The sequence below is a fragment of the Pseudomonas arcuscaelestis genome, from assembly GCF_016881005.1.
In the GTDB taxonomy this organism is placed as follows: Bacteria; Pseudomonadota; Gammaproteobacteria; order Pseudomonadales; family Pseudomonadaceae; genus Aquipseudomonas; species Aquipseudomonas arcuscaelestis.
Genome location: NZ_JACOPV010000002.1, coordinates 390,516 through 410,909 on the forward strand (window position 1 = coordinate 390,516; position 20,394 = coordinate 410,909).

The following is a 20,394-nucleotide window of genomic DNA, read 5'->3' on the forward strand; positions in this document are numbered from 1 at the left end:
GTCAATTATAAACACCGTGACGGGTCAAACGGCCAAATGGCAGTCAATCTCACTTAGTCCAAATGGTTCTTTTCATATGCTAAAACATCACTTTTGCGTATAACCGCAAACTGCTATCGTTCCTCCCGCTCCGCTTTGGGAGTGCGCGGCCGTGCGCGCGATTAGCTGCAAGCAGCTTGAGAACAGGACCCCTATGTACGTATATGACGAGTACGATCAGCGGATCATCGAGGACCGCGTCAAGCAGTTCCGTGATCAGACCCGCCGCTACCTGGCCGGAGAGCTGAGCGAAGAAGAGTTCCGCCCATTGCGCCTGCAAAATGGCCTCTATATTCAACGTTTTGCCCCGATGTTGCGGGTCGCCGTGCCTTATGGCCAACTGACGTCGCGACAAACTCGGATGCTGGCGAAAATCGCGCGCGACTACGACAAGGGCTATGCCCACATCAGCACCCGGCAGAACGTGCAGTACAACTGGCCAGCCCTGGAAGACATCCCGGAAATTCTGGCCGAACTGGCTACCGTGCAGATGCACGCGATCCAGACCAGCGGCAACTGCCTGCGCAACGTCACCACCGACCAGTTTGCTGGTGTCGCCGCCGACGAAGTGATCGATCCACGCCCATGGTGTGAAATCGTCCGTCAATGGACCACGTTCCACCCCGAGTTCGCCTACCTGCCGCGCAAATTCAAAATCGCGATCAACGGCTCGAGCAGCGACCGCGCCGCCATCGAAGTGCACGACATCGGCCTGGAGCCGGTGTACAACGCTGCCGGTGAGCTGGGCTTCCGCGTATTGGTCGGTGGCGGCCTGGGCCGTACCCCGGTAGTTGGCGCCTTCATCAACGAGTTCCTGCCCTGGCAGGACCTGCTCAGCTACTTGGATGCGATCCTGCGGGTCTACAACCGCTACGGCCGTCGCGACAACAAGTACAAGGCGCGGATCAAGATCCTGGTCAAAGCACTGACCCCTGAAGTCTTTGCCGAGAAAGTCGATGCCGAAATGGTTCACCTGCGCGGCGGCAGCACCACGCTGACCGAAGCCGAAGTGCACCGTGTGGCCAAGCACTTCGTCGACCCGGACTACAAGCTGCTCGACAACCTCGACTTCAGCGAACTCGAACAGCAGAACCCAGGCTTTGCGCGCTGGCGCACTCGCAACGTGCTGGCGCACAAGAAGCCGGGCTACGTTGCCGTGACCTTGTCGCTCAAGCCCACCGGTGTAGCGCCTGGCGACCTGACCGACAAGCAGCTCGATGCGGTTGCCGATCTGGCCGATCGCTACAGCTTCGGTCAATTGCGCACCTCCCACGAGCAGAACATCATTCTTGCCGATGTCGAGCAGAGCCAACTGCACGCCCTGTGGCTGGAATTGCGTGAAGGTGGCTTCGCCACACCGAACATAGGTCTGCTGACCGACATCATCTGCTGCCCCGGGGGTGACTTCTGCTCCCTGGCCAACGCGAAGTCGATTCCGATTGCCGAGTCCATCCAGCGCCGCTTCGACGACCTGGACTATCTGTTCGATATCGGCGAACTGGACCTGAACATCTCTGGCTGCATGAACGCCTGTGGTCACCACCACGTCGGCCACATCGGCATTCTTGGGGTGGACAAGAAAGGTGAAGAGTTCTATCAGGTCTCCCTCGGTGGCAGCGCCAGCCGCGACGCCAGCCTGGGCAAGATTCTCGGCCCGTCTTTCGCCCAGGACGCCATGGCAGATGTGATCGAGAAGCTGATCGACGTCTACGTTGAAAAACGTACCGAAGACGAGCGCTTCATCGACACCTACCAACGTATTGGCATCGACCCTTTCAAGGAGCGCGTCTATGCAGCGAATAATTAAAAACAACGAGATCGTCGATGAAACCTGGCACCTGCTGCCCAAGGACGCCAATTTTGACGAGCTGACCAATTGCGACGACTACATTGTGCCGCTGCAGCTGTGGCGTGATCACGGCCATGCCCTCAAAGCCCGTGATGGCGGCCTGGGTGTATGGCTGGACGCGGACGAAGAGGCCGAGGAAATCGGCGAGTTCGTCGACAACTTCCAGGTCATCGCACTGAACTTTCCGGCGTTCACTGACGGGCGCAACTACTCCAATGCGCGCCTGCTTCGTGATCGCTACAAGTTCACCGGCGAGCTGCGCGCCATTGGCGATGTGCTGCGCGACCAATTGTTCTACATGAAGCGCTGCGGCTTCGACGCCTTCGCCCTGCGTGCCGACAAGGACCCGGTAGAAGCACTGGAAAGCCTCAAGGACTTCTCGGTGACCTACCAGGCTTCCACTGACGAACCGCAACCGTTGTTCCGTCGCCGTTAAGCCTCGGCGCTGATCGGTGGGAGCGAGTTCATGTACGAATGAATTCGCTCCCACTTTTTACACCATCGGTTTGTTACGACGCATACAACGCCTGAGTCAATCGCTTGATCAGAGCTTCCTCGGCACGGTTACGGGCGCTAGCCAAGGTATCGACAGCTGCTAGATACCCAACGCCGATGTCAAGTCGGCGCAAGGTACCCCCCTCATCCAGGGGTTCTCCCTCGAGCACTGTGCGCAGCACCGCCAGCACCTCACTATCGAGCGAGTCTGGCACCTCCGTGGATGATTCATCGCAGTAACCCAAGTATTCCAATCCTTCAGCCCAGACCGTCGACACCTGATCAAACTGATCGCCATAGCGCTGTTTGAGGTAACGCTGCCAACTGCTTTCATCCACCATCCACGCCTGGCAATTGGCAACCGTATCGCGCAACCTGACGGCCACCGCGACCCTTGTGATCATCTGTGGCGAGACGTTGGCAGTGGCCTGAAAAAGCATGCCGTTCGAAGGCTCCGGATAGTCCAGTTCCCCAGCCAGCGCCTGGCGCAGCGCCAGCCGTATCTCGATGTCATCGACACCTTGGCGACGCAGTAAGGTATCGCTGATATCATCCAGCGGATCCAATGCCGGGAGTGTGCTTTCGGCCACCAGCGCCTGGCGTCGCAACGTACGCGCCAGCGACAGCGCATCGGCCATACGCTCAACCTCATGACGGCGAAACAGCTGGGCGTACAGTTTGAGCAACTCCCCTGCCCGCTCGCCGGTATTGGCCTCGAGACTGCGCTGAAATACCAGCACCGCAATTTCCAAGGCGCTGAAGGCGTCGGCTCCGGCATCGCCGCACGTAACAGGGAACGCCCCAGCGATATCGACCAGATCCTCCCTGAGCTGAGTGTGTTCAGAGGCCAGTTGCAGCATCGACCAGACCCGGGCACGCAGGTCGGCGGCGTTGCGCTCGAACTCACTGGACAAGGCAAGTCGGGAAAGCACATCGTTCAGCGCCCGGTGCCGCTGCCCCTGAAACAGCTCATGCCACAGGTCACGCTGGCTTTGGCTTGCTCCCTCCACCCAGGAAAACCCTGGCTGCACGCGCACTTCCACCTCCGGGTGAAACGCCGCTACAACAGTGCTCAAATGCGCGATGCTCTGTGCATTGAGCGGATTGAAATACACATCCAGCTCGTGCAGACCATCAGCGTTGCGTGCCAGGCCAGCACCAAAATGAGTCCCTGACAGATCGGGAATTTGCGTCAACTGGTTGCGGCTCAAGTCAATCGTACGCAACGCATAGGGGTCCTGATTCATCAGCGTGGTCAGTCCCTCTGGCCACTCAGTCAACTGACAATTGCTGAGGTTCAGATGCTGCAGGTGCGACAAACCTGACAGCTCCACCACGCGGCCCAGCGGGTTACCGTTCAAATTCAAGCGCTGCAGGTGGGTAAAACTCGCGAAAGCGTGGACGCTGACTTCGTCGAGCACCAGCTCAGTGTTGCTCAAGTCCAGAACACGCAGAGGTAATGCACTCAGTACCTCTAATGCTGCACTGCTCAGGGCCATCGCGTTGCCACTCAGGTTCAACCTCCCCAGCACCGGCAATGCTGCCAAGGCTTGCGCTGCCAAGACGGGCATACTCTCCAGATGATTGTTCTGCAGTTCCAGCGTTTGCAGCCTGAGTAAAGACTTGAACACCTCGAACATGCCGTCATTGCTTTCCAACCTGGCCTCAGTCACAGTCAAATGTCGCAATTCGGTCAATGCAGCGACATCCGCAGGAATGGCGCCAAGCGGGTTGCCCGTCAACGACAACACCTGAAGCTTGGGGAAACAGCGCAAGAAGCCGTCCGGGAGCTGTTGTTGGTGCATAGGTTGCACGATCAACCTGCGAATATGTTCGTAGCGCGCCGATAGAACAGGCAGCGCACCGGCGTCCGGTTCATCGAGAATCAGATCTGCGCGGCGGCGCCTGCCTTTTCGATGCCAGGCGTTTACCAGCCGCTCTCTTAGCCGCATGCGCGCACTGCGCTGAAAGTCGCTAGTGCCCGCCCGGACCCACTGCGCAAGCGTTTGGTTCAGTGCTGTACGCTCGGCGTCCAACTTGAACAGAGCATCGCCCAAGGTCTGATTCTCGACCAACAGCCGCGCTTTCATCGCCTCAAGCTCGCCAGCGGTCAACTCTGGATACAGCGCCTGGAGCTTGGCGCTGACTGCCAGACTACCTACGGTTCCGCCAAGGGGATAACCGACGCGGCCATCGGCAAGGCGCATAGGTGCTCGAAACCAAGGTTTTATCGATTGCTGACCAAGCAATTTTGCCGCCACCGCCTGGTCGCCGATTGCCTGCGCATACAAGGCCTGACACAGTCTGTGGCTATCATTTACTTCCAGGCCCATGGCTTGGCGCTCACTGTCGGGTAAGGCCTTGAGTAATGAAGCGCCAATCTCTTCGCCTCTGGCCAGCTCCAACCCCTGGGCATCAAACACGCTAAAAAGCCGCTCTTGACGCACCAACGACTTGAGTTCGCCCCCGGCGCTGCCTACGCTGGCCAGCAAGCGACCAGACAAGCCGTTCTCACGCATTTCCACACGTACCGTATCGGACCAGCCTGGCAACGTGCCCAATAAGCCCAATGCCAGCCGGTCGCTGTCTAAGCTGGCCAGCGTTGGGCGATGCAAACCTTGTATCGCTCGACCCAGGACAATCTGGCGTTGATAGATACGCGCCTCTTCAGCCAGGCGCATCGGGACGCGACCTTCATTTGCCTGCAACTGCTTAAGCTCGGCAGCGTCAGCAGCGTGTGCTATTTCCAGGGCAGCGGCATCGGTCAGCGCTGGGAAGTCGCGTATAAGGCGCAGCTGCTCAGGGGAATGCGACTGCCCGCCATGCTCATACATCACCTTGAAAATTTCGCCACGGCGCGCTGTCGCTCGCTCGGCCACCCTGGCGCGCAGTACTTCCAGGCGCTTGTCGGTTTCGACACTTGAGCCGAACAGGTCCAGGGCTTCGCTTTCAGTCAGGTCTGCGAGTACTTTTTCGGCCAGTTTGTTGGCAAAGATTTCCTGCACTGATAATCGAATGATGCGCCCGCTGGGCCAGCGGTGCACCCCGTAGCGTATGGGCTGGCGATTCAAGTTGGTCTCGTCATAGACTTCAAACACTCGCTGTGGCCAGCGCGTCAAGTCCTGAGTCAGGGTTGGCTCCAACCCCAACCCTTCCGCATTGGGCGCCCCCTCCTGTAGACATTTGATCAGCTTGCTTACCCGGCGATCGATCTGATAACGACGCAAGGCTTCCTTGAGCAGCGGCGCAACCTTCAAGTGATCCTGATGCATACGGCGTAGTACATCATCATTAACGCCGCTGATTTTCACCGCCTGTTCAAGCTCTTCCTCAGTCAAGCCATGCACAGCAAAACCGATACGTTTGAGCAGTTGCTCATGGGACCATAGCAAGGGTTGCTCGCCAACCGCCTGCCAGGCGCCCTCACCGTTGTGCTTGAGTGCGGGCTGATAGGCTTGATCATCTTCAGGGTGACGTATCGACCATTGGCCCTCTGCGTCCTTGGACACTTCGAACACCCGCTCATCGATGCGTATGTATTGCTTGCCGGCAAGATGATGGACACCCTCGGCATCGGCAGCATTACCCGTCAACACTATGTCGCGAGCGTAGGGCTCAAGGTCAGGCTTCCACAAACGCACCTCCCCTCCCGGCAGCGTAACGCGCAGCAACCCATCCACACGCTCACTCGCGTTTATCAGCCTGCCTGAGCTGCCGGCAACACCCCCTGCTATCGCCAATGAAAGGTTCAATGCAACCGACTCGAAATGGGCTACCGCTTCATCGATATCACCCGCCTCCCAAGCATGAGCGCCATCGACGACCTCGTTTAGCAGCTGATAGCCGGCGACAACAGCCATTACTCCACCCAGACCCGGCACAATGAACGCAGCGGCATTGAGCGCGTTGAAGCCAATGCTTTCCCAGTATGCCAAGCGTTTGTTTCTGGCCTCCTCATCGACCTGCGCACTGGGCACAGCCAGTTCAAGGGCGCTGGCCTTGAGGCGCGCCAGTTGCTGGTCCTGGACATAGCCAAACAGCTCACCTTCGATCACCTCATCCCGCAGGTGAAGGTTGGCGCCTGGGTCGAGCTCTGCGCTATTGTCGAGCAGTTTTTCGTCGAGCAATTTGAAGAAACGGGCTTGCTCATGCTTAGGTACGAAGCTGCGAAACAACTGTCGATAGGTCGGTGAAAGCAGGTTTATCCGAAGGTCTTGCTTGAGCGCCCTCACCGAAGCGTACTCCTTGAGCGGGTACAAGGGTGCACCTGGGAAATACACGACAATAGGCTCTTGGCGATTGCTGGTAATACGATTGGCACTGAACGTCAACACACCACCCAAGGACGATTGATACATCGTCAGGGTTTGACAGCTGACAGGTTTTCCATGGAAAAGCGCTGCCTGATTTCCTTCGAGCAATTCGTTGAACATCTGTCGCGCCGAGGACGTAATCTCGCCCTTCATGAACGCCGTCTGGGCCAGTAGACGCAAATTATCCTTGTAGGCATTCATCGACAGAGTTCGCACTGCTTCGGCAGTCGCCGCAGACTCGAACACCTCGCTCAGATGCGCTTGATATTTGCCCCCCAGATCCAGCTCATGGCACCACTTGGCAAATAACTCAGGCTCGGTTTTCAGCTTACTGGTGTAACGGTAATGGAATTCAGGCTTGGCACCTGTGGAGTCGGGCTTCAGTTCCAGTTCGAAGGCTCCTTGGGGTGCCAATGCACTGCCTTTTTCAAACTCGGTATCAGCGGCAAAGTTCTGCAAGGCGGCCTGTAAAAGGGTTTGTCGGCGCGGCTTGAGTCGAAGCATGGAACCGAGCAGGACAGCCTCGTAGTGGATCTCCACCAACTGCGTGGTGTTTACATCAAACACCTCGTCCAACTCAGCCGTCAGTTTGTCCACCAGCAAAGGCTCAGCGAAAGCACTCAACGGCTGGAGGTTTTTAAGTGCAAGGGCCAGGGCCTGGCTGGAGGTTCGGGCAAGTTTTTGCGCGTTGAGCAGCGCCCTACGTTCCGCCTCACTTGCCTGTGTGAACCACAAGGCTGGACCGTTCGAGGTAAATTGGGCGGGAAGCAGACCGTTGCGCCAGCGCTTCAGATCGGTAGGCGTAGCGTGCTTGAGCCAGTCAGGCAAACGCTCTTTCAGAAAGCGGTCATGGAGACCTGAAATAGAAGCACTTGGGGAGTTGAGCATGTTGGCTTTTCCTGTGGAGAGTGGCACCACAGGAAAAGCCAAAGTATGCATGCATTGGCGTTACATATTGCTCAGCGCCATTGCCCAAGCTTGCTCCACAGCCCGAGCAGGGTGTTTTCGATCGAACCACTCGCAGCCAGGCCTACCCGCTCTTGCAGGCTTTTACGCTCGGCATAATGCAGATGGTAGAGATTCGAATCCCGAGCACGCTCACCCAGGTATTCATCACTGGTTTTGAGCTCGTCGACAAGTTGCTTATTGAGCGCAGCCACACCCAGCCAGACTTCGCCGGTGGCCACATCGTCAATGTGCAACTGCGGGCGATAGCGCGATACAAAGTCCTTGAACAGTTGGTGGGTAACGTCCAGATCTTCCTGGAACTTCTCCCGGCCCTTTTCGGTATTTTCACCGAACACTGTCACCGTACGTTTGTATTCACCCGCCGTAAACACCTCAAAATCCACGTCGTGTTTTTTTAACAAACGGTTGACGTTGGGTAGCTGCGCGACCACCCCGATCGAGCCGAGGATGGCAAACGGGGCGCTGATGATCTTGTCCCCAATGCACGCCATCATGTAGCCGCCGCTGGCAGCGACCTTGTCGATACATATCGTCAACGGAACGCCTGCCTGGCGAATGCGCGCCAACTGCGAAGAGGCCAGACCGTAACTGTGAACCATGCCGCCGCCGCTTTCCAGGCGCAGCACCACTTCGTCGCGCGGGGTGGCGAGGCTGAGCACGGCGGTGATTTCATGACGCAGGCTTTCGGTGGCCGATGCCTTGATATCGCCATCAAAATCGAGCACGAACACCCGCGGTTTATCTTCCGGTGTTTTCTTCTGCTGCTTTTGCGCCTTGGCCTGCTGCTTGCGCAGCGCCTTGAGCTGGGCTTTATCCAACAGGCTGCTTTCCAGGCGATCCCGCAAGTCCTTGTAGAACTCGTTGAGCTTGTTGACCTGCAATTGCCCGCCCGCTTTGCGCCGGCCTTTGCCGCGCAGCCCGGCAATCGCCGAGAGGACAATAAGAATCGCGATCACCAAGGTCGCGGTCTTGGCGAGAAAGCTTGCGTACTCTGCAAGAAACTCCACAGTAACTCCTTAACATGCCAGCGCCCGAACGGCGCGAACCGATAGTCAAGCATACCGGCGCCGCCTTGCCCCTACCAGCGTAGGAAACGTCCAGCAACGCAGTTCAAACGCTCTTTTCAAACGCTTGTATGTTTTTTCGTTGACAGCCTGCCGGAGGCAACCTAACCTCGGGCTCATTCTTACCGCAGGCGTACGACGTGGGCAGTATTTACCTTATTCGACATGGCCAGGCCTCATTCGGTGCAGACGACTATGACGTCCTCTCCCCCGTGGGCATGCGCCAGAGCGAAGCGCTGGGTCAGCATCTGGCCCAGTTGGGTGTACGCCTTGATCGCTGCCTGGCGGGTAACTTGCGCCGTCAACAGGACACCGCTCGCCTGACCCTGCAAAGCATGCACGATAGCGGCGTTCAGGTACCCCAGCTGGAAACCGACGGTGCCTTCAATGAATTCGACGCTGACGCGGTCATTCGCAGCCTGCTGCCGGGCCTGTTGCCGGACGAACCTGAAGCCCGCCACATTCTGCGCAACGGTGCGCAGAATCGCAGAGAGTTCCAGCGCTTGTTTGCGCTGCTGATCCAGCGCTGGCACGGTGGCGAACATGCGTGCGAAGGCTGTGAGTCCTGGCAAGTGTTCGTCCAGCGTGTCGAGGCCGGCCTGCAGCGCGTACTGAGTCAGGCCAGCCACGGCGACAACATTGCAATTTTCACCTCTGGCGGCACCATCACCGCCCTGCTCCACCGGGTTATCCGTATTACTGCCAGCCAGGCTTTCGAGCTGAACTGGCAGATCATCAACACCTCGCTCAGCCAATTGAAGTTTCGTGGCAGCGAGGTGGCCCTGGCTTCCTTCAATAACCAAGCCCATGTGCAGTTGTTGAAGGTGCCGGAGCTCATTACCTACCGTTGAGCGCCGGCCCGTGGCAATCTTTACCGGTTGCCGTAATCACTTAATAAGGAACGCACCATGAGCGATGTAGCAAAAGCCGTCGAAGCGATGAAAGCCAAGTTCAACCCAGCCGCTGCTGCCGGTCTTGACCTGGTGTTCGGTTTCAACATCACCGACGAAGACAAGCACTACGCCCTGATCGTCAAGGATGGCACCTGCGAAATCCAGGAAGGCGAAAATGCCGATGCCAACTGCACCCTGGTGCTGGACAGTGAAACCCTCAAGGACATCGTCAGCGGTGAAACCGATGGCATGCAAGCGTTCATGGGCGGCAAGCTGCGCGTCGAAGGCGACATGATGCTGTCGATGAAACTGAGCGAGCTGTTCCCAGCCTGAGCCCTGCGCTGATGCCAAGCAAACCGAAGCCTTGAACGGCTTCGGTTTTTTTTCGCCTGATGGTTTCACCGCCGCCATCAGGGGCGTTGATCGACCAGCAACACGCTGACCTATAAGGCCGCGCCAGACTTGTCCAGGTCTGTCGCGAGAATTAGATTAGCCAATAGTCACTGGCTTCAATCATAAGGGAAAAGTATGACGCTCACCGACCAGTCCACCCAGGTCCGCCCCGGCGAAGAACTCGATGCTGCAATCATCGACCCTTATCTGAAGGCCCACATTGCAGGTTTGACCGGCACCCCGCAGGTCAGCCAGTTTCCCGGCGGCGCCTCGAACCTTACCTACCTGGTGCAATACCCCGAGCGTGAGTTCGTCCTGCGCCGCCCGCCGTTCGGCCACAAGGCCAAATCGGCCCATGACATGGGCCGCGAATTTCGCATCCTCAATCAACTCAACAGCGGTTTTCCCTACTGCCCTAAAGCCTACGTGCACTGCACCGACGAAGCCTTGATTGGTGGCGAGTTCTACGTCATGGATCGGGTCAAGGGCATCATCCTGCGCTCAGACCTGCCGCCGGAGCTGGGCCTTGATGCCGAGCGCAGCGCAATGCTGTGCAAGAGCTTCATCGATCGTCTGGTCGAACTCCATCAGGTGGACTACAACGCTTGCGGCCTGGGCGATCTGGGCAAGCCCGAAGGCTACGTGCAACGCCAGATCGAAGGCTGGAGCAGCCGTTACGAGAAGGCCCTGACCCCGGATGCGCCGCGTTGGGAAAAAGTCATCGCCTGGCTGCGCGAGAAGATGCCGGCCGATCACCCCCAGCCTGCCATCGTGCATAACGACTACCGCTTCGATAACGTCATTCTCGACGCCGAAAACCCTATGCGCATCATTGGTGTGCTCGACTGGGAAATGACCACCCTCGGCGACCCCTTGATGGACCTGGGCAACACCCTGGCTTACTGGATCGAAGCCGATGATCCGGCACCTGTGCAACTGATGCGACGCCAGCCGAGCAACGCGCCAGGCATGCTTACCCGCCAGCAGTTCGTCGACTACTACGCCCAGCGCGCCGGAATCAGCATCGACAACTACGACTTCTACTACACCTATGGCCTGTTCCGACTTGCCGGCATCGTTCAACAGATCTACTTCCGCTACTTCCATGGCCAGACCCAGGACAAGCGCTTTGCCCAGTTCATCCATATGAACACGTTACTGGAACACATGAGCCTGCAGGTCATTGCCAAGTCCAGCCTTTGACGACTACAACAAGGAAAACACCATGTCCAAGACCCAACTGTTCGACCTCGACGGCAAGATTGCATTTGTTTCCGGCGCCAGTCGTGGCATCGGCGAAGCGATTGCCCACCTGCTGGCGCAACAAGGCGCCCATGTGATTGTTTCCAGCCGCAAGCTCGACGGCTGCCAGCAAGTCGCCGATGCCATCGTGGCGGCTGGGGGCAAAGCCACTGCGGTGGCTTGCCATATTGGTGAAATGGAACAGATCAACGCTGTGTTCGGCGCAATTGGCGAGCAGTTCGGTCGCTTGGATATTCTGGTCAACAACGCTGCAACCAACCCGCAATTCTGCAACGTGCTGGACACTGATCTTGGCGCCTTTCAGAAAACCGTCGATGTGAACATTCGCGGGTATTTCTTCATGTCGGTCGAGGCTGGCAAATTGATGCGTAAGAACGGCGGCGGCAGCATCATCAACGTCGCGTCGATCAATGGTGTGTCGCCTGGGGTATTCCAGGGCATCTACTCGGTAACCAAGGCGGCGGTGATCAACATGACCAAGGTGTTCGCCAAAGAGTGCGCGCCCTTCGGTATTCGCTGCAACGCCTTGCTGCCGGGCCTGACCGACACCAAGTTCGCCTCGGCACTGGTCAAGAACGACGCCATCCTCAACACTGCCCTGCAGCAAATCCCGCTCAAGCGCGTCGCCGATCCGAAAGAAATGGCAGGTGCCGTGCTGTACCTGGCCAGCGATGCCTCAAGCTACACCACAGGCGTAGCGCTGAATGTGGACGGTGGCTTCCTGTCCTGATCGCCAGGTGGTTTCACCGAGCAGTTGCTGCGTGCCGGTGCGCCAGCAACTGCCCCACTGCTTCACTGCGCAGGCAACAGCGCTGGCTTATCGGCATCTTTGAGCAGGAACACCACAAATTTGGCCGGTTTCTCCTGGCTCGCGTTGCGACCGACGGTGTGCACATCCTGCGGTCCTTCATAAAAGCTCTGGCCAGGCACTAAAGTCACCTCCTTCCCGCCCTTTACTCCCATCACCACCGAGCCTTCGAGCACATAAACAAAGCCGTGGGCATCATGGCGGTGTACCGGGTCAGCACCTCCAGGAGGATATTGCACCTCCAGAATCAGCACCTCCTTGCCAGGATACTCAGGCAACGCCTGGGTCATTACTGGCGTAACATCGGGCGGCGGTGCGTTTACACTCGGAGACTGGGCGTGAACAGGTGTAGTGCACGCCAAGGTAAAAAAGCCAAACAGATAGCGGGTGCGCATGTTGATCTCCTCGACGCCTTTTTCAGCCTTGAACAGGCACACGCTGAAGCCATGACTGGAAGCGGATGGCACCGATTCGAGCGCCGTCCTCCGGGGTCAATGAGCGATCATCGATCGGCGCCCCGAAGTAGGTAGCCTGCGGGTCGGCGATCACTTCACGAGAATCGTGGTTGTGTTCCAGGTAGCTGCGCACAAACTCCACCAACGGTTTGCGCTCAGGGCCGGCGACCTCCACCGTGCGGTTGCCTGGCGCCTGCTCGACAAGGTCAGCCAGCGCCTGCGCGACATCGGCTGAAGCGACCGGCTGCAACGCAGCGGTGGTCAGGCACACACGATTGCCATCGATGCCTGAATAGGCAATGGCGCCCATGAATTCGTAAAACTGGGTGGCACGCAAAATGGTATAGGGCTCTCCCGATTGCTTGATCAGGTGCTCCTGCGCCATCTTGGCGCGAAAGTAGCCGCTTTCGAGCATGCGCTCAGTGCCCACTACCGAAAGCGCAATGTGATGGCCAACCCCACAGGCCTTCTCGGCGGCAAACAGATTGCGCCCACTGGTTTCGAAGAATGCCAGCGCCGCAGCGTCTTCAAAGGACGGCGAGTTCGCTACATCAACGACCACCGCCGCGCCTTCCAATGCCTGCTCCAATCCCTCTGCGGTCAGGGCATTGACCCCGGTGCTTGGCGAGGCGGCTAGCACTTTGTGGCCCTTGGTTCGCAAGATCGCACACAGCTGTGCACCGATCAGGCCCGTACCACCGATCACGACGATTTTCATGACTGAGTCTCCCGAAAAGGGGCGATGAGCGGGTCATACGCCTACGGAAGACTGCAACATCGGGCGGATTTCGGCCTGCTCTGCGGTTGCATTGCAACGGATTAGTCTATGTCATGATCAAAATGCATGGCGCCGCTGCAGATCAGCGGTTGCTCAGGGGCACAGACCCCGAGCCGGGGCGCCATTTCCAGATGTGTATGGAGCAGTCCTGGCCGCTAAGCCAGGTAGCGCCGGAACCACGCCAGCGTACGCTCCCACGCCAGATTGGCTGCTGCTTCGTCATAACGCGGGGTGGTGTCGTTGTGAAAGCCGTGATTGGCGCCGGGATAAAAATACGCTTCATAGGTCTTGCCGGCTGCCTTCAAGGCTTGCTCATAAGCCGGCCATCCCTCATTGATGCGAGTATCGAGTTCACCATAATGCAGGAGCAACGGCGCTTTGATTTTCGGTACGTCCTTGGCATCGGCTTGACGGCCGTAGAACGGCACGGCCGCACCCAACTCCGGATACGCCACGGCCGCCGCGTTCGCCACGCCACCGCCATAGCAAAAGCCGGTAATGCCGACCTTGCCGGTGGTGCTGTCGTTATTGATCAACCAGTCGACAGCCGCGAAGAAGTCGTTCATGAGCTTTTGCGGGTCGACCTTGGCCTGTAACTCGCGTCCTTTGTCGTCATTCCCCGGATAGCCACCCACCGAGCTCAGGCCGTCAGGTGCCAGGGCAACGAAGCCGGCCTTGGCCAAACGCCTGGCGACGTCTTCGATATAAGGGTTCAAGCCACGATTCTCATGCACCACCACAACGCCGGGCACCTTGCCCTCGGCATTGGCGGGACGCACCAGATAGCCACGCACCTGGCCATGACCGTTGGGCGACGGGTAGCTGACGTACTCGGCGACGATCTGCGGGTCGGTGAAAGAAACCTGATCGGCCAGCGCATAGTCGGGACTCAAGGATGCCAGCAGCGCACTGGCTGTCATCCCGGCCAGGGTAAAGGCCGCGGCACGATCAAGGAACTCACGACGGTTGATTTGGCCATGGGCGTAAAAGTCGTAGAGTTCCAGCAGTTCCGGGGCAAAGTCTTTGGCACTTAGACGTTCCATGGGCGCGTACTCCGTGAGACGGCAACAAAGGTCTGACTGATTAAAGCAGAGCGACGCCACGGTGGCGCCTGGCGGATTTGCCTCAGCATTGACCTTGCCGGTGCACGCCGATTGAACTCCCATCCCCGCGGCCTTTCCCAATGCTATGTGAATGCACAAAAGTCGCAGGACACCGACATGGCCAAACCGCTGCAGGAGTACGCGCGCAAGCGTAATTTCGACGCCACCCCGGAACCCGCCGGCAAGCGTACTGCGAGTAAAAAGCCTGCGCATGCCTTGCAGTACTGCATTCAAAAACACGATGCCAGCCATCTGCATTACGACTTTCGCCTGGAGCTTGACGGCACCCTGAAAAGCTGGGCGATCCCCAAGGGTCCGTCGCTGGACCCCAAGGTCCGGCGCCTGGCGGTACACGTCGAAGACCATCCGCTGGACTATGCCGACTTCGAGGGCAGTATCCCCGAAGGCCACTATGGCGCCGGGGATGTCATCGTCTGGGATCGCGGGGTGTGGATCCCGCAAGAGGATCCGCACAAGGCCTATGCCAAAGGCAAGCTGCGCTTTCGTCTGCAAGGCGAAAAGCTCTCGGGCATCTGGAATCTTTTTCGCACTCACCTGGCCGGCAAGAAAGAGCAGTGGCTGCTGGTCAAGTCCAACGACGCCCAGGCACGCTCGCAAGCAGACTATGACATTCTCGCCGCCGAACCGGACAGTGTGCTCAGTGAGCGCACCCTGATCGATCGCACGCCCAAGCCAGTCACCAAGACCAGAACCCGAAAAAAGACACAGACCAAGCCTGCGAACACAGTACTCACAGCCGCGAAGGTAAGCGCCCTGCCGGCTGAACTCAAACCTCAATTGGCGACGCTGGTTGAGTCCCCCCCGCAGGGTGACTGGTGCTACGAGGTGAAATTCGACGGCTACCGAATCCTCGCCCGTATCGACGGCGACGAGGTGCACCTGTTTACCCGTAACGGCCACGACTGGACCCGCAAACTGCCCAGGCAAGCCAAGGCCCTGGCCAAGCTCGGGCTGCAATCAGCCTGGCTCGATGGCGAAATGGTGGTGAACAACGCTGAAGGTATTGCCGACTTTCAAGCCTTGCAAAATGCCTTTGACGACGCTCAAGACGAGCAGATCATCTACTACTTGTTCGATGCACCATTTCTCAATGGCATGGACCTGCGCCAATGCCCATTGGAGCAACGCCGAGCGGCGCTTGCCGCAGCACTGGAAGATGCCGACGAACAGCGCCTGCGCTTTAGCGCCGCCTTTACCGAACCGGTGCAATCGCTACTCGACAGCGCCTGCAAGATGGAGATCGAAGGCCTGATTGGCAAACGCCTGGGCAGCACGTACATGAGCCGCCGCAGCAGCGACTGGATCAAACTCAAATGCAAGCAGCGCCAAGAGTTCGTGATTGTCGGTTACACCGATCCGAAAGGTTCACGCCAGGCCTTCGGTGCCCTGCTGCTGGCCCTGCACGATGCCGACAGCGGCGAACTGCGCTACGCCGGTAAAGTCGGCACCGGTTTCAACAGTCAGACCCTCACCCATATTCACCAGCGCCTGGTGCCGCTGCACACCAGCAAGGCGCAATTTGTCAGGGCGCCCACCGGCGCCGAGGCCAGGGGCGTGCACTGGCTCAAGCCACAGCTATTGGCCGAAGTAGCCTTCGCGCAAATGACCCGCGACGGCGTGGTCCGCCATTCGGTGTTCCATGGCCTGCGCGATGACAAACCAGCGCGCGACATTGCCCTGGAGCAACCTGTGAAAAAACCGTCGAAACACCCGTCGAAACACCCAGCCCTACCCGGCACCCTGCACCTCACCCATCCTGAGCGCATCATCGATGCCAGCACGGGTATTACCAAGCGCCAGGTGGCGGAGTACTACGCGCAGGTAGCGCCCTGGATGCTGCCGCATCTGCAGCGCCGGCCGGTGGCGCTGGTGCGCGCCCCGGAGGGTTTGTCCGGTGAGCTGTTTTTCCAGAAAAACGCCGCGCAATTGAACATTCCCGACCTGGAAAGCCACGACAAGGCCGAAGCCGGCCAAGCGCTGATGATCATCGACAAGGCGCAAACGCTGCTTGGGGCGGTGCAGATGAACACCCTCGAATTGCATACCTGGAACGCTACGGCAAAGAACTTCGACAAGCCTGACCGCTTCGTGCTCGATCTGGACCCAGACCCGGCCCTGCCGTGGAAAGCCATGCTTGAAGCCACCCAATTGACCCTGGCGCTGCTTGATGAACTGGGCCTGCAATCATTTTTGAAAACCAGTGGCGGCAAGGGTATGCACATCGTCGTGCCGTTGACTCGCCGTGCCGGCTGGGACGCGGTGAAAAGCTTCAGCCAGGCCATCGTCCAGCACTTGGCCGGGCTGTTCCCGGAACGGCTGTCGGCAGTGTCCGGGCCAAAAAATCGCGTCGGCCGGATCTTCATCGACTACCTGCGCAACAGCAAAGGCGCTACTACCGTGTGCGCCTATTCGATCCGCGCGCGCGAAGGTTTGCCGGTGTCCGTGCCCATTGCCCGTGGTGAACTGACCGAACTCAAAGGCGCCAATCAGTGGAATCTGCTTAACCTCGGCGAACGCCTGGCAGAAGGCTCAGACCCTTGGGCCGGCTATGACCAGGTCCGTCAATCGATCAGTAAAGACGTGCGCCGTCGCATAGGACTTGATTGATGGCCGACCTGGATGTGATCGACTGGCTGCAATGGCCGGCAATGCTGGCGACAGTGCTCGCCGCCTGGTGGATCGGTTCCCGGCAGCCACGTCGGCGTCGAGTCGGTTTTGCCTGTTTCATTGCCAGCAACCTGTTATGGGCAATCTGGGGCTGGCATACCCAGGCCTGGGCGCTGATCGTGCTGCAGTTTTGTCTTTGCGCAATGAACCTGCGTGGGCTGAAAAAGAACAGCGCAGACAACCACCAAACTGCACGGGAGTCGACGTGATGAACGCACCTGTCCCTGCCGCTTTTCTGCAGCAGTTTGCCCAGCGGCCGCAGGCCTTGAGCATTGACCGGCAACTGCAGCACTGCCTGCAGCAATGCCGCGATAATGGCCTGGACCAACTGCCCCTGCCGGGCCAAGGCCGCACCCTGCAACGCTGGCAAATCCTGGCCCAGGTTGCTGGCGCCGACCTGGGCCTGGCCAAATTGTTCGAAGGGCACACCGACGCGCTGGCAATCATTCACGAGTGCGGCGCCAGTTATCTGGACACCTCCGGCGCCTGGGGTGTCTGGGCTGCCGAGCCGCCAACGGCGCGCGTGCGAATCAGCGAGCGCAGCGGCAACGAAGTGCGTTTGCATGGCCGCAAGGCGTGGTGCTCCGGGGCGCTGCAGATAGATCGTGCGCTGCTAACAGCTTGGGACGAACAGCAACGACCTTACCTGGTGGCAGTAGATTTGAATCAACCTTCATTGAGGATCTTCAACGAGGGTTGGCACGCGGTAGGCATGGCCAACACTGCCAGTGTCGATGTGGAGTTCACCGACACCCCGGCGCATAGGGTTGGCAGCAGCGGCCAGTACCTTTCACGCCCGGGTTTCTGGCACGGCGGTGGCGGTATTGCAGCCTGCTGGTACGGTGCCGCCCAGGCCCTTGGCGGATTCTTGCTGGAGCATTGTAACAGCCGTGAAGATCCTCACGCCCTGGCTCACCTGGGCGCAGTCGACGCCGCGCTCGTGGGCGCACGGGCGGCGCTGCGAGAAACCGCGCACTGGATCGACAGCCACCCTGGCAGCAATGCCGAGCGTGAGGTGCGGCGTCTGCGCGCCCAGGTCGAGTCAGCCGCGGCCGCTGTGCTGCATCACGTCGGTCGCGCGCTAGGCGCCACGCCGTTCTGTCGCGACAGTCACTTTGCTCGCTTGAGCGCCGATCTCCCGGTGTTCATGCGCCAAAGTCATGCCGAACGCGACCTTGCCGAATTAGGTCGGCAACTGGGCAACGATGGCGACGGAGGATGGCAACTATGACGCTGCGTCCCCCCGAAAACCCGATCCAGGCACCCGGGACCCCGCTGTCACAATGGCAAGCCTCGCCTACCCTTCAGGCGGTCCCGGCCATCCATCTCGACCAACTGGTTCCTGTCGGCTCGCGGCTGGTAGTGGTTGCGCCCCACCCGGATGACGAAGTATTGGGTTGTGGTGGCGTGCTGGCGGGCCTGCGTGGTCGGGAACATGACCTGGTAGTGGTATCGGTCAGCGATGGCGAAGCCAGTCACCCGCGCTCCCGACACTGGACCAGCGAACGCTTGCGCCAGCAGCGTCCCCGAGAAAGCGCCGAAGCGCTGCGACGCCTCGGGTTGGTCATGGAAAACCTGACCTGGCTGCGCCTGGGCCTGGCAGACAGCGCTGTAGCCAACCATGAACGGGGCCTGGCCCAACGGCTGGTTCAGCTGTTGCGCCCTGGCGATCGGGTGCTGACCACCTGGCGCCTTGATGGCCACTGCGATCACGAAGCGGTGGGACGGGCATGTGCCAGGGCTTGCGAACACGTGGGGGCGCAGTTGATTGAAATGCCGATCTGGGCCTGGCACTGGGCGCGACCAAACGACCCACGCCTGCCCTGGCAGCGCGCACAAAAGCTGTTTCTCGACCCGGCCGTGCTGGCGCTCAAGCGCCAGGCTATCGCCGCTCACACCAGCCAACTGCAAGCAGATGGCGAACATCCCCCCATTTTGGATAGCGAGGCTTTAGCGCGTCTTCTGCAACCTTTTGAACTGGTGTTCACATGAGCGTACCTGCGAGCTACTTCGAACAATTATTTGCCGGCAACGATGACCCATGGGCATTCCGCACCCGCTGGTACGAGAAGCGCAAACGCGAGGTGCTGCTCGCGAGTCTGCCACGCCAGCATTACCGACGAATATTCGAACCGGCATGCGCCAATGGTGAACTCAGTGCCGCATTGGCCGAGCGCACGACAAGCCTGCTGTGCCAGGACCTTGATAGCACCGCCGTCCACTTGGCGAGCGAACGCTTGCGCCCATGGCGCAATGCACATGTAAGCAAAGGCTGCCTGCCTGAGGACTGGCCGAGTGGTGAGTTCGATCTCATCGTACTTAGCGAGATCGGCTACTACCTCGATTCGCATCAGTGGCTGGAAGTATTGCAGCGAGCGCGGGCGAGCTTGAGCAGCGATGGCGTCCTGTTGCTGTGCCACTGGCTACACCCAATCGAGGGCTGTCCTCAAACCGGCCGGCAGGCGCATGAGCCGCTGGCCGAACACCTGACCCTGCACCGTCAGTTGCGCCATGAAGAGGCAGACTTTCTACTCGAACTCTGGTGCGTAACCCCCCACATCATCGACCTCGACGAGCCTTGCCAATGATTGCCGTGATCGTTCCCGCCCATAACGAAGAACAACTGCTCGGGGCCTGTCTACAGGCGCTGACCCAGGCCGCCCGGGCGGTTTCGGCGCTGGGAGAGCCGGTACAAATACTGGTGGTGCTGGACGATTGCAGCGACGCCAGTGAAACCATCGTGCTCCGCCATGGCGTAGAAAGTCTCAAGGTGACTGCGCGCAATGTTGGTCACGCCCGCCGCGCGGGCGCAGCATTGATGCTAGAGAGAGGCGCCCGCTGGCTGTCCTTCACCGATGCCGACAGCTGCGTGCCCGCGCACTGGCTGCTGTGTCAGTTGGCATTTTCCGCCGACGCTGTGTGCGGCACCGTACATGTCGACACCTGGCAACCGCACCAGGACATGCTGCTGCGCGAGCGCTATCTGGCCCACTATCAGGCGCGCGAGGGTCACCGCCACATCCACGGCGCCAACCTCGGTATCTGCGCTCGCGCCTACCAACGAGTGGGCGGCTTTCAAGCTATGGCACTCGATGAAGACGTGCAACTGGTCAGCGACCTGCAACAGAGCGGCGCCCACATCGTCTGGACCGCCCGTAACAGTGTGGCGACCAGCAGCCGACGTGATTGCAAGGTCCGTGGTGGCTTTGGCGACTTTCTCAACAGCCTGGGCAATGCGCCTGCGGTGTAGCCAGCCAGACATTTAAGAAACAGTGTTCACCGAC

Annotated in this window: 17 protein-coding genes; 12 read left to right on the top strand and 5 right to left on the bottom strand. The window is 59.2% G+C overall.

Annotation, left to right across the window (positions count from 1 at the left end; all coding sequences use genetic code 11):
• Positions 1-193 precede the first annotated feature (193 nt).
• Together H8F21_RS04035 and H8F21_RS04040 are read left to right on the top strand one after the other, a co-directional pair.
• Positions 194-1,846: a nitrite/sulfite reductase gene (locus tag H8F21_RS04035; RefSeq protein ID WP_203479359.1), complete on the top strand. Its 1,653-nt coding sequence runs from the start codon at positions 194-196 to the stop codon at positions 1,844-1,846.
• Entirely contained in the window at positions 1,830-2,324 is a 495-nt protein-coding gene (locus H8F21_RS04040; RefSeq protein ID WP_203479360.1) for a DUF934 domain-containing protein, read from the top strand. Before H8F21_RS04035 ends, H8F21_RS04040 begins: the two co-directional genes overlap by 17 nt.
• 73 nt (positions 2,325-2,397) lie before the next feature.
• Here H8F21_RS04040 and H8F21_RS04045 read toward each other — a convergent pair whose 3' ends face one another.
• Both H8F21_RS04045 and sohB read right to left on the bottom strand, forming a co-directional pair.
• Positions 2,398-7,584 (bottom strand): NEL-type E3 ubiquitin ligase domain-containing protein, encoded by a 5,187-nt coding sequence (locus H8F21_RS04045; RefSeq protein ID WP_203584070.1) that lies wholly within the window; start codon positions 7,582-7,584, stop codon positions 2,398-2,400.
• A gap of 71 nt (positions 7,585-7,655) precedes the next feature.
• The gene (gene sohB / locus H8F21_RS04050; RefSeq protein WP_203479362.1) at positions 7,656-8,672 is read right to left on the bottom strand and encodes a protease SohB; all 1,017 of its coding nucleotides are present in this window, start codon (positions 8,670-8,672) and stop codon (positions 7,656-7,658) included.
• Positions 8,673-8,869: 197 nt separating this feature from the next.
• Between sohB and H8F21_RS04055 the strand changes: the two genes are divergently transcribed.
• From H8F21_RS04055 to H8F21_RS04070, 4 genes are all read left to right on the top strand, one after another.
• The gene (locus H8F21_RS04055; protein WP_203479363.1) at positions 8,870-9,580 is read left to right on the top strand and encodes a histidine phosphatase family protein; all 711 of its coding nucleotides are present in this window, start codon (positions 8,870-8,872) and stop codon (positions 9,578-9,580) included.
• A gap of 57 nt (positions 9,581-9,637) precedes the next feature.
• Entirely contained in the window at positions 9,638-9,955 is a 318-nt protein-coding gene (locus H8F21_RS04060; protein ID WP_136475832.1) for an SCP2 sterol-binding domain-containing protein, read from the top strand.
• A 195-nt stretch (positions 9,956-10,150) separates the two neighbouring features.
• Positions 10,151-11,218: a phosphotransferase family protein gene (locus H8F21_RS04065; protein ID WP_203479364.1), complete on the top strand. Its 1,068-nt coding sequence runs from the start codon at positions 10,151-10,153 to the stop codon at positions 11,216-11,218.
• Positions 11,219-11,240: 22 nt separating this feature from the next.
• Positions 11,241-12,008, top strand: a complete 768-nt coding sequence (locus H8F21_RS04070; RefSeq protein ID WP_203479365.1) for an SDR family oxidoreductase — start codon at positions 11,241-11,243, stop codon at positions 12,006-12,008.
• A 62-nt stretch (positions 12,009-12,070) separates the two neighbouring features.
• Here H8F21_RS04070 and H8F21_RS04075 read toward each other — a convergent pair whose 3' ends face one another.
• The 3 genes from H8F21_RS04075 to yghX all read right to left on the bottom strand — a co-directional run bounded on the left by H8F21_RS04075 (position 12,071) and on the right by yghX (position 14,362).
• A complete protein-coding gene (locus tag H8F21_RS04075) occupies positions 12,071-12,481 on the bottom strand; it encodes a cupin domain-containing protein (protein ID WP_203479377.1) in 411 nt (136 codons plus the stop codon).
• Positions 12,482-12,503: 22 nt separating this feature from the next.
• Positions 12,504-13,259: an SDR family oxidoreductase gene (locus tag H8F21_RS04080; RefSeq protein ID WP_203479366.1), complete on the bottom strand. Its 756-nt coding sequence runs from the start codon at positions 13,257-13,259 to the stop codon at positions 12,504-12,506.
• Between the two features lie 215 nt (positions 13,260-13,474).
• Positions 13,475-14,362 (bottom strand): YghX family hydrolase, encoded by an 888-nt coding sequence (yghX, locus tag H8F21_RS04085; protein WP_203479367.1) that lies wholly within the window; start codon positions 14,360-14,362, stop codon positions 13,475-13,477.
• Between the two features lie 177 nt (positions 14,363-14,539).
• Between yghX and ligD the strand changes: the two genes are divergently transcribed.
• Genes ligD through H8F21_RS04115 form a run of 6 tightly spaced genes read left to right on the top strand, consistent with a single transcriptional unit; the run spans position 14,540 to position 20,360 of the window.
• Positions 14,540-17,050 carry a DNA ligase D gene (gene ligD / locus H8F21_RS04090; RefSeq protein WP_203584071.1) on the top strand — a complete coding sequence of 837 codons (2,511 nt, stop codon included), beginning with the start codon at positions 14,540-14,542 and terminating at the stop codon, positions 17,048-17,050.
• Entirely contained in the window at positions 17,050-17,319 is a 270-nt protein-coding gene (locus H8F21_RS04095; protein WP_408004402.1) for a hypothetical protein, read from the top strand. Before ligD ends, H8F21_RS04095 begins: the two co-directional genes overlap by 1 nt.
• The gene (locus H8F21_RS04100; protein ID WP_203482234.1) at positions 17,319-18,341 is read left to right on the top strand and encodes an acyl-CoA dehydrogenase family protein; all 1,023 of its coding nucleotides are present in this window, start codon (positions 17,319-17,321) and stop codon (positions 18,339-18,341) included. Before H8F21_RS04095 ends, H8F21_RS04100 begins: the two co-directional genes overlap by 1 nt.
• The gene (locus H8F21_RS04105) at positions 18,338-19,102 is read left to right on the top strand and encodes a PIG-L deacetylase family protein (protein ID WP_203482236.1); all 765 of its coding nucleotides are present in this window, start codon (positions 18,338-18,340) and stop codon (positions 19,100-19,102) included. Before H8F21_RS04100 ends, H8F21_RS04105 begins: the two co-directional genes overlap by 4 nt.
• Positions 19,099-19,698 carry an SAM-dependent methyltransferase gene (locus H8F21_RS04110; RefSeq protein ID WP_203482238.1) on the top strand — a complete coding sequence of 200 codons (600 nt, stop codon included), beginning with the start codon at positions 19,099-19,101 and terminating at the stop codon, positions 19,696-19,698. Before H8F21_RS04105 ends, H8F21_RS04110 begins: the two co-directional genes overlap by 4 nt.
• A complete protein-coding gene (locus H8F21_RS04115; RefSeq protein ID WP_203482240.1) occupies positions 19,695-20,360 on the top strand; it encodes a glycosyltransferase family 2 protein in 666 nt (221 codons plus the stop codon). The genes H8F21_RS04110 and H8F21_RS04115 overlap by 4 nt, the downstream gene beginning before the upstream one ends.
• Positions 20,361-20,394: the final 34 nt, after the last annotated feature.

What these genes read in the sequence shown, in the direction of transcription:
- H8F21_RS04035 (WP_203479359.1), top strand. Translation starts at nt 194, where the DNA reads ATGTACGTATATGACGAGTACGATCAGCGGATCATCGAGGACCGCGTC.
- H8F21_RS04040 (WP_203479360.1), top strand. Translation starts at nt 1,830, where the DNA reads ATGCAGCGAATAATTAAAAACAACGAGATCGTCGATGAAACCTGGCAC.
- H8F21_RS04045 (WP_203584070.1), bottom strand. Translation starts at nt 7,584, where the DNA reads ATGCTCAACTCCCCAAGTGCTTCTATTTCAGGTCTCCATGACCGCTTT.
- H8F21_RS04060 (WP_136475832.1), top strand. Translation starts at nt 9,638, where the DNA reads ATGAGCGATGTAGCAAAAGCCGTCGAAGCGATGAAAGCCAAGTTCAAC.
- H8F21_RS04065 (WP_203479364.1), top strand. Translation starts at nt 10,151, where the DNA reads ATGACGCTCACCGACCAGTCCACCCAGGTCCGCCCCGGCGAAGAACTC.
- H8F21_RS04070 (WP_203479365.1), top strand. Translation starts at nt 11,241, where the DNA reads ATGTCCAAGACCCAACTGTTCGACCTCGACGGCAAGATTGCATTTGTT.
- H8F21_RS04075 (WP_203479377.1), bottom strand. Translation starts at nt 12,481, where the DNA reads ATGCGCACCCGCTATCTGTTTGGCTTTTTTACCTTGGCGTGCACTACA.
- H8F21_RS04080 (WP_203479366.1), bottom strand. Translation starts at nt 13,259, where the DNA reads ATGAAAATCGTCGTGATCGGTGGTACGGGCCTGATCGGTGCACAGCTG.
- yghX (WP_203479367.1), bottom strand. Translation starts at nt 14,362, where the DNA reads ATGGAACGTCTAAGTGCCAAAGACTTTGCCCCGGAACTGCTGGAACTC.
- ligD (WP_203584071.1), top strand. Translation starts at nt 14,540, where the DNA reads ATGGCCAAACCGCTGCAGGAGTACGCGCGCAAGCGTAATTTCGACGCC.
- H8F21_RS04095 (WP_408004402.1), top strand. Translation starts at nt 17,050, where the DNA reads ATGGCCGACCTGGATGTGATCGACTGGCTGCAATGGCCGGCAATGCTG.
- H8F21_RS04100 (WP_203482234.1), top strand. Translation starts at nt 17,319, where the DNA reads ATGAACGCACCTGTCCCTGCCGCTTTTCTGCAGCAGTTTGCCCAGCGG.
- H8F21_RS04105 (WP_203482236.1), top strand. Translation starts at nt 18,338, where the DNA reads ATGACGCTGCGTCCCCCCGAAAACCCGATCCAGGCACCCGGGACCCCG.
- H8F21_RS04110 (WP_203482238.1), top strand. Translation starts at nt 19,099, where the DNA reads ATGAGCGTACCTGCGAGCTACTTCGAACAATTATTTGCCGGCAACGAT.
- H8F21_RS04115 (WP_203482240.1), top strand. Translation starts at nt 19,695, where the DNA reads ATGATTGCCGTGATCGTTCCCGCCCATAACGAAGAACAACTGCTCGGG.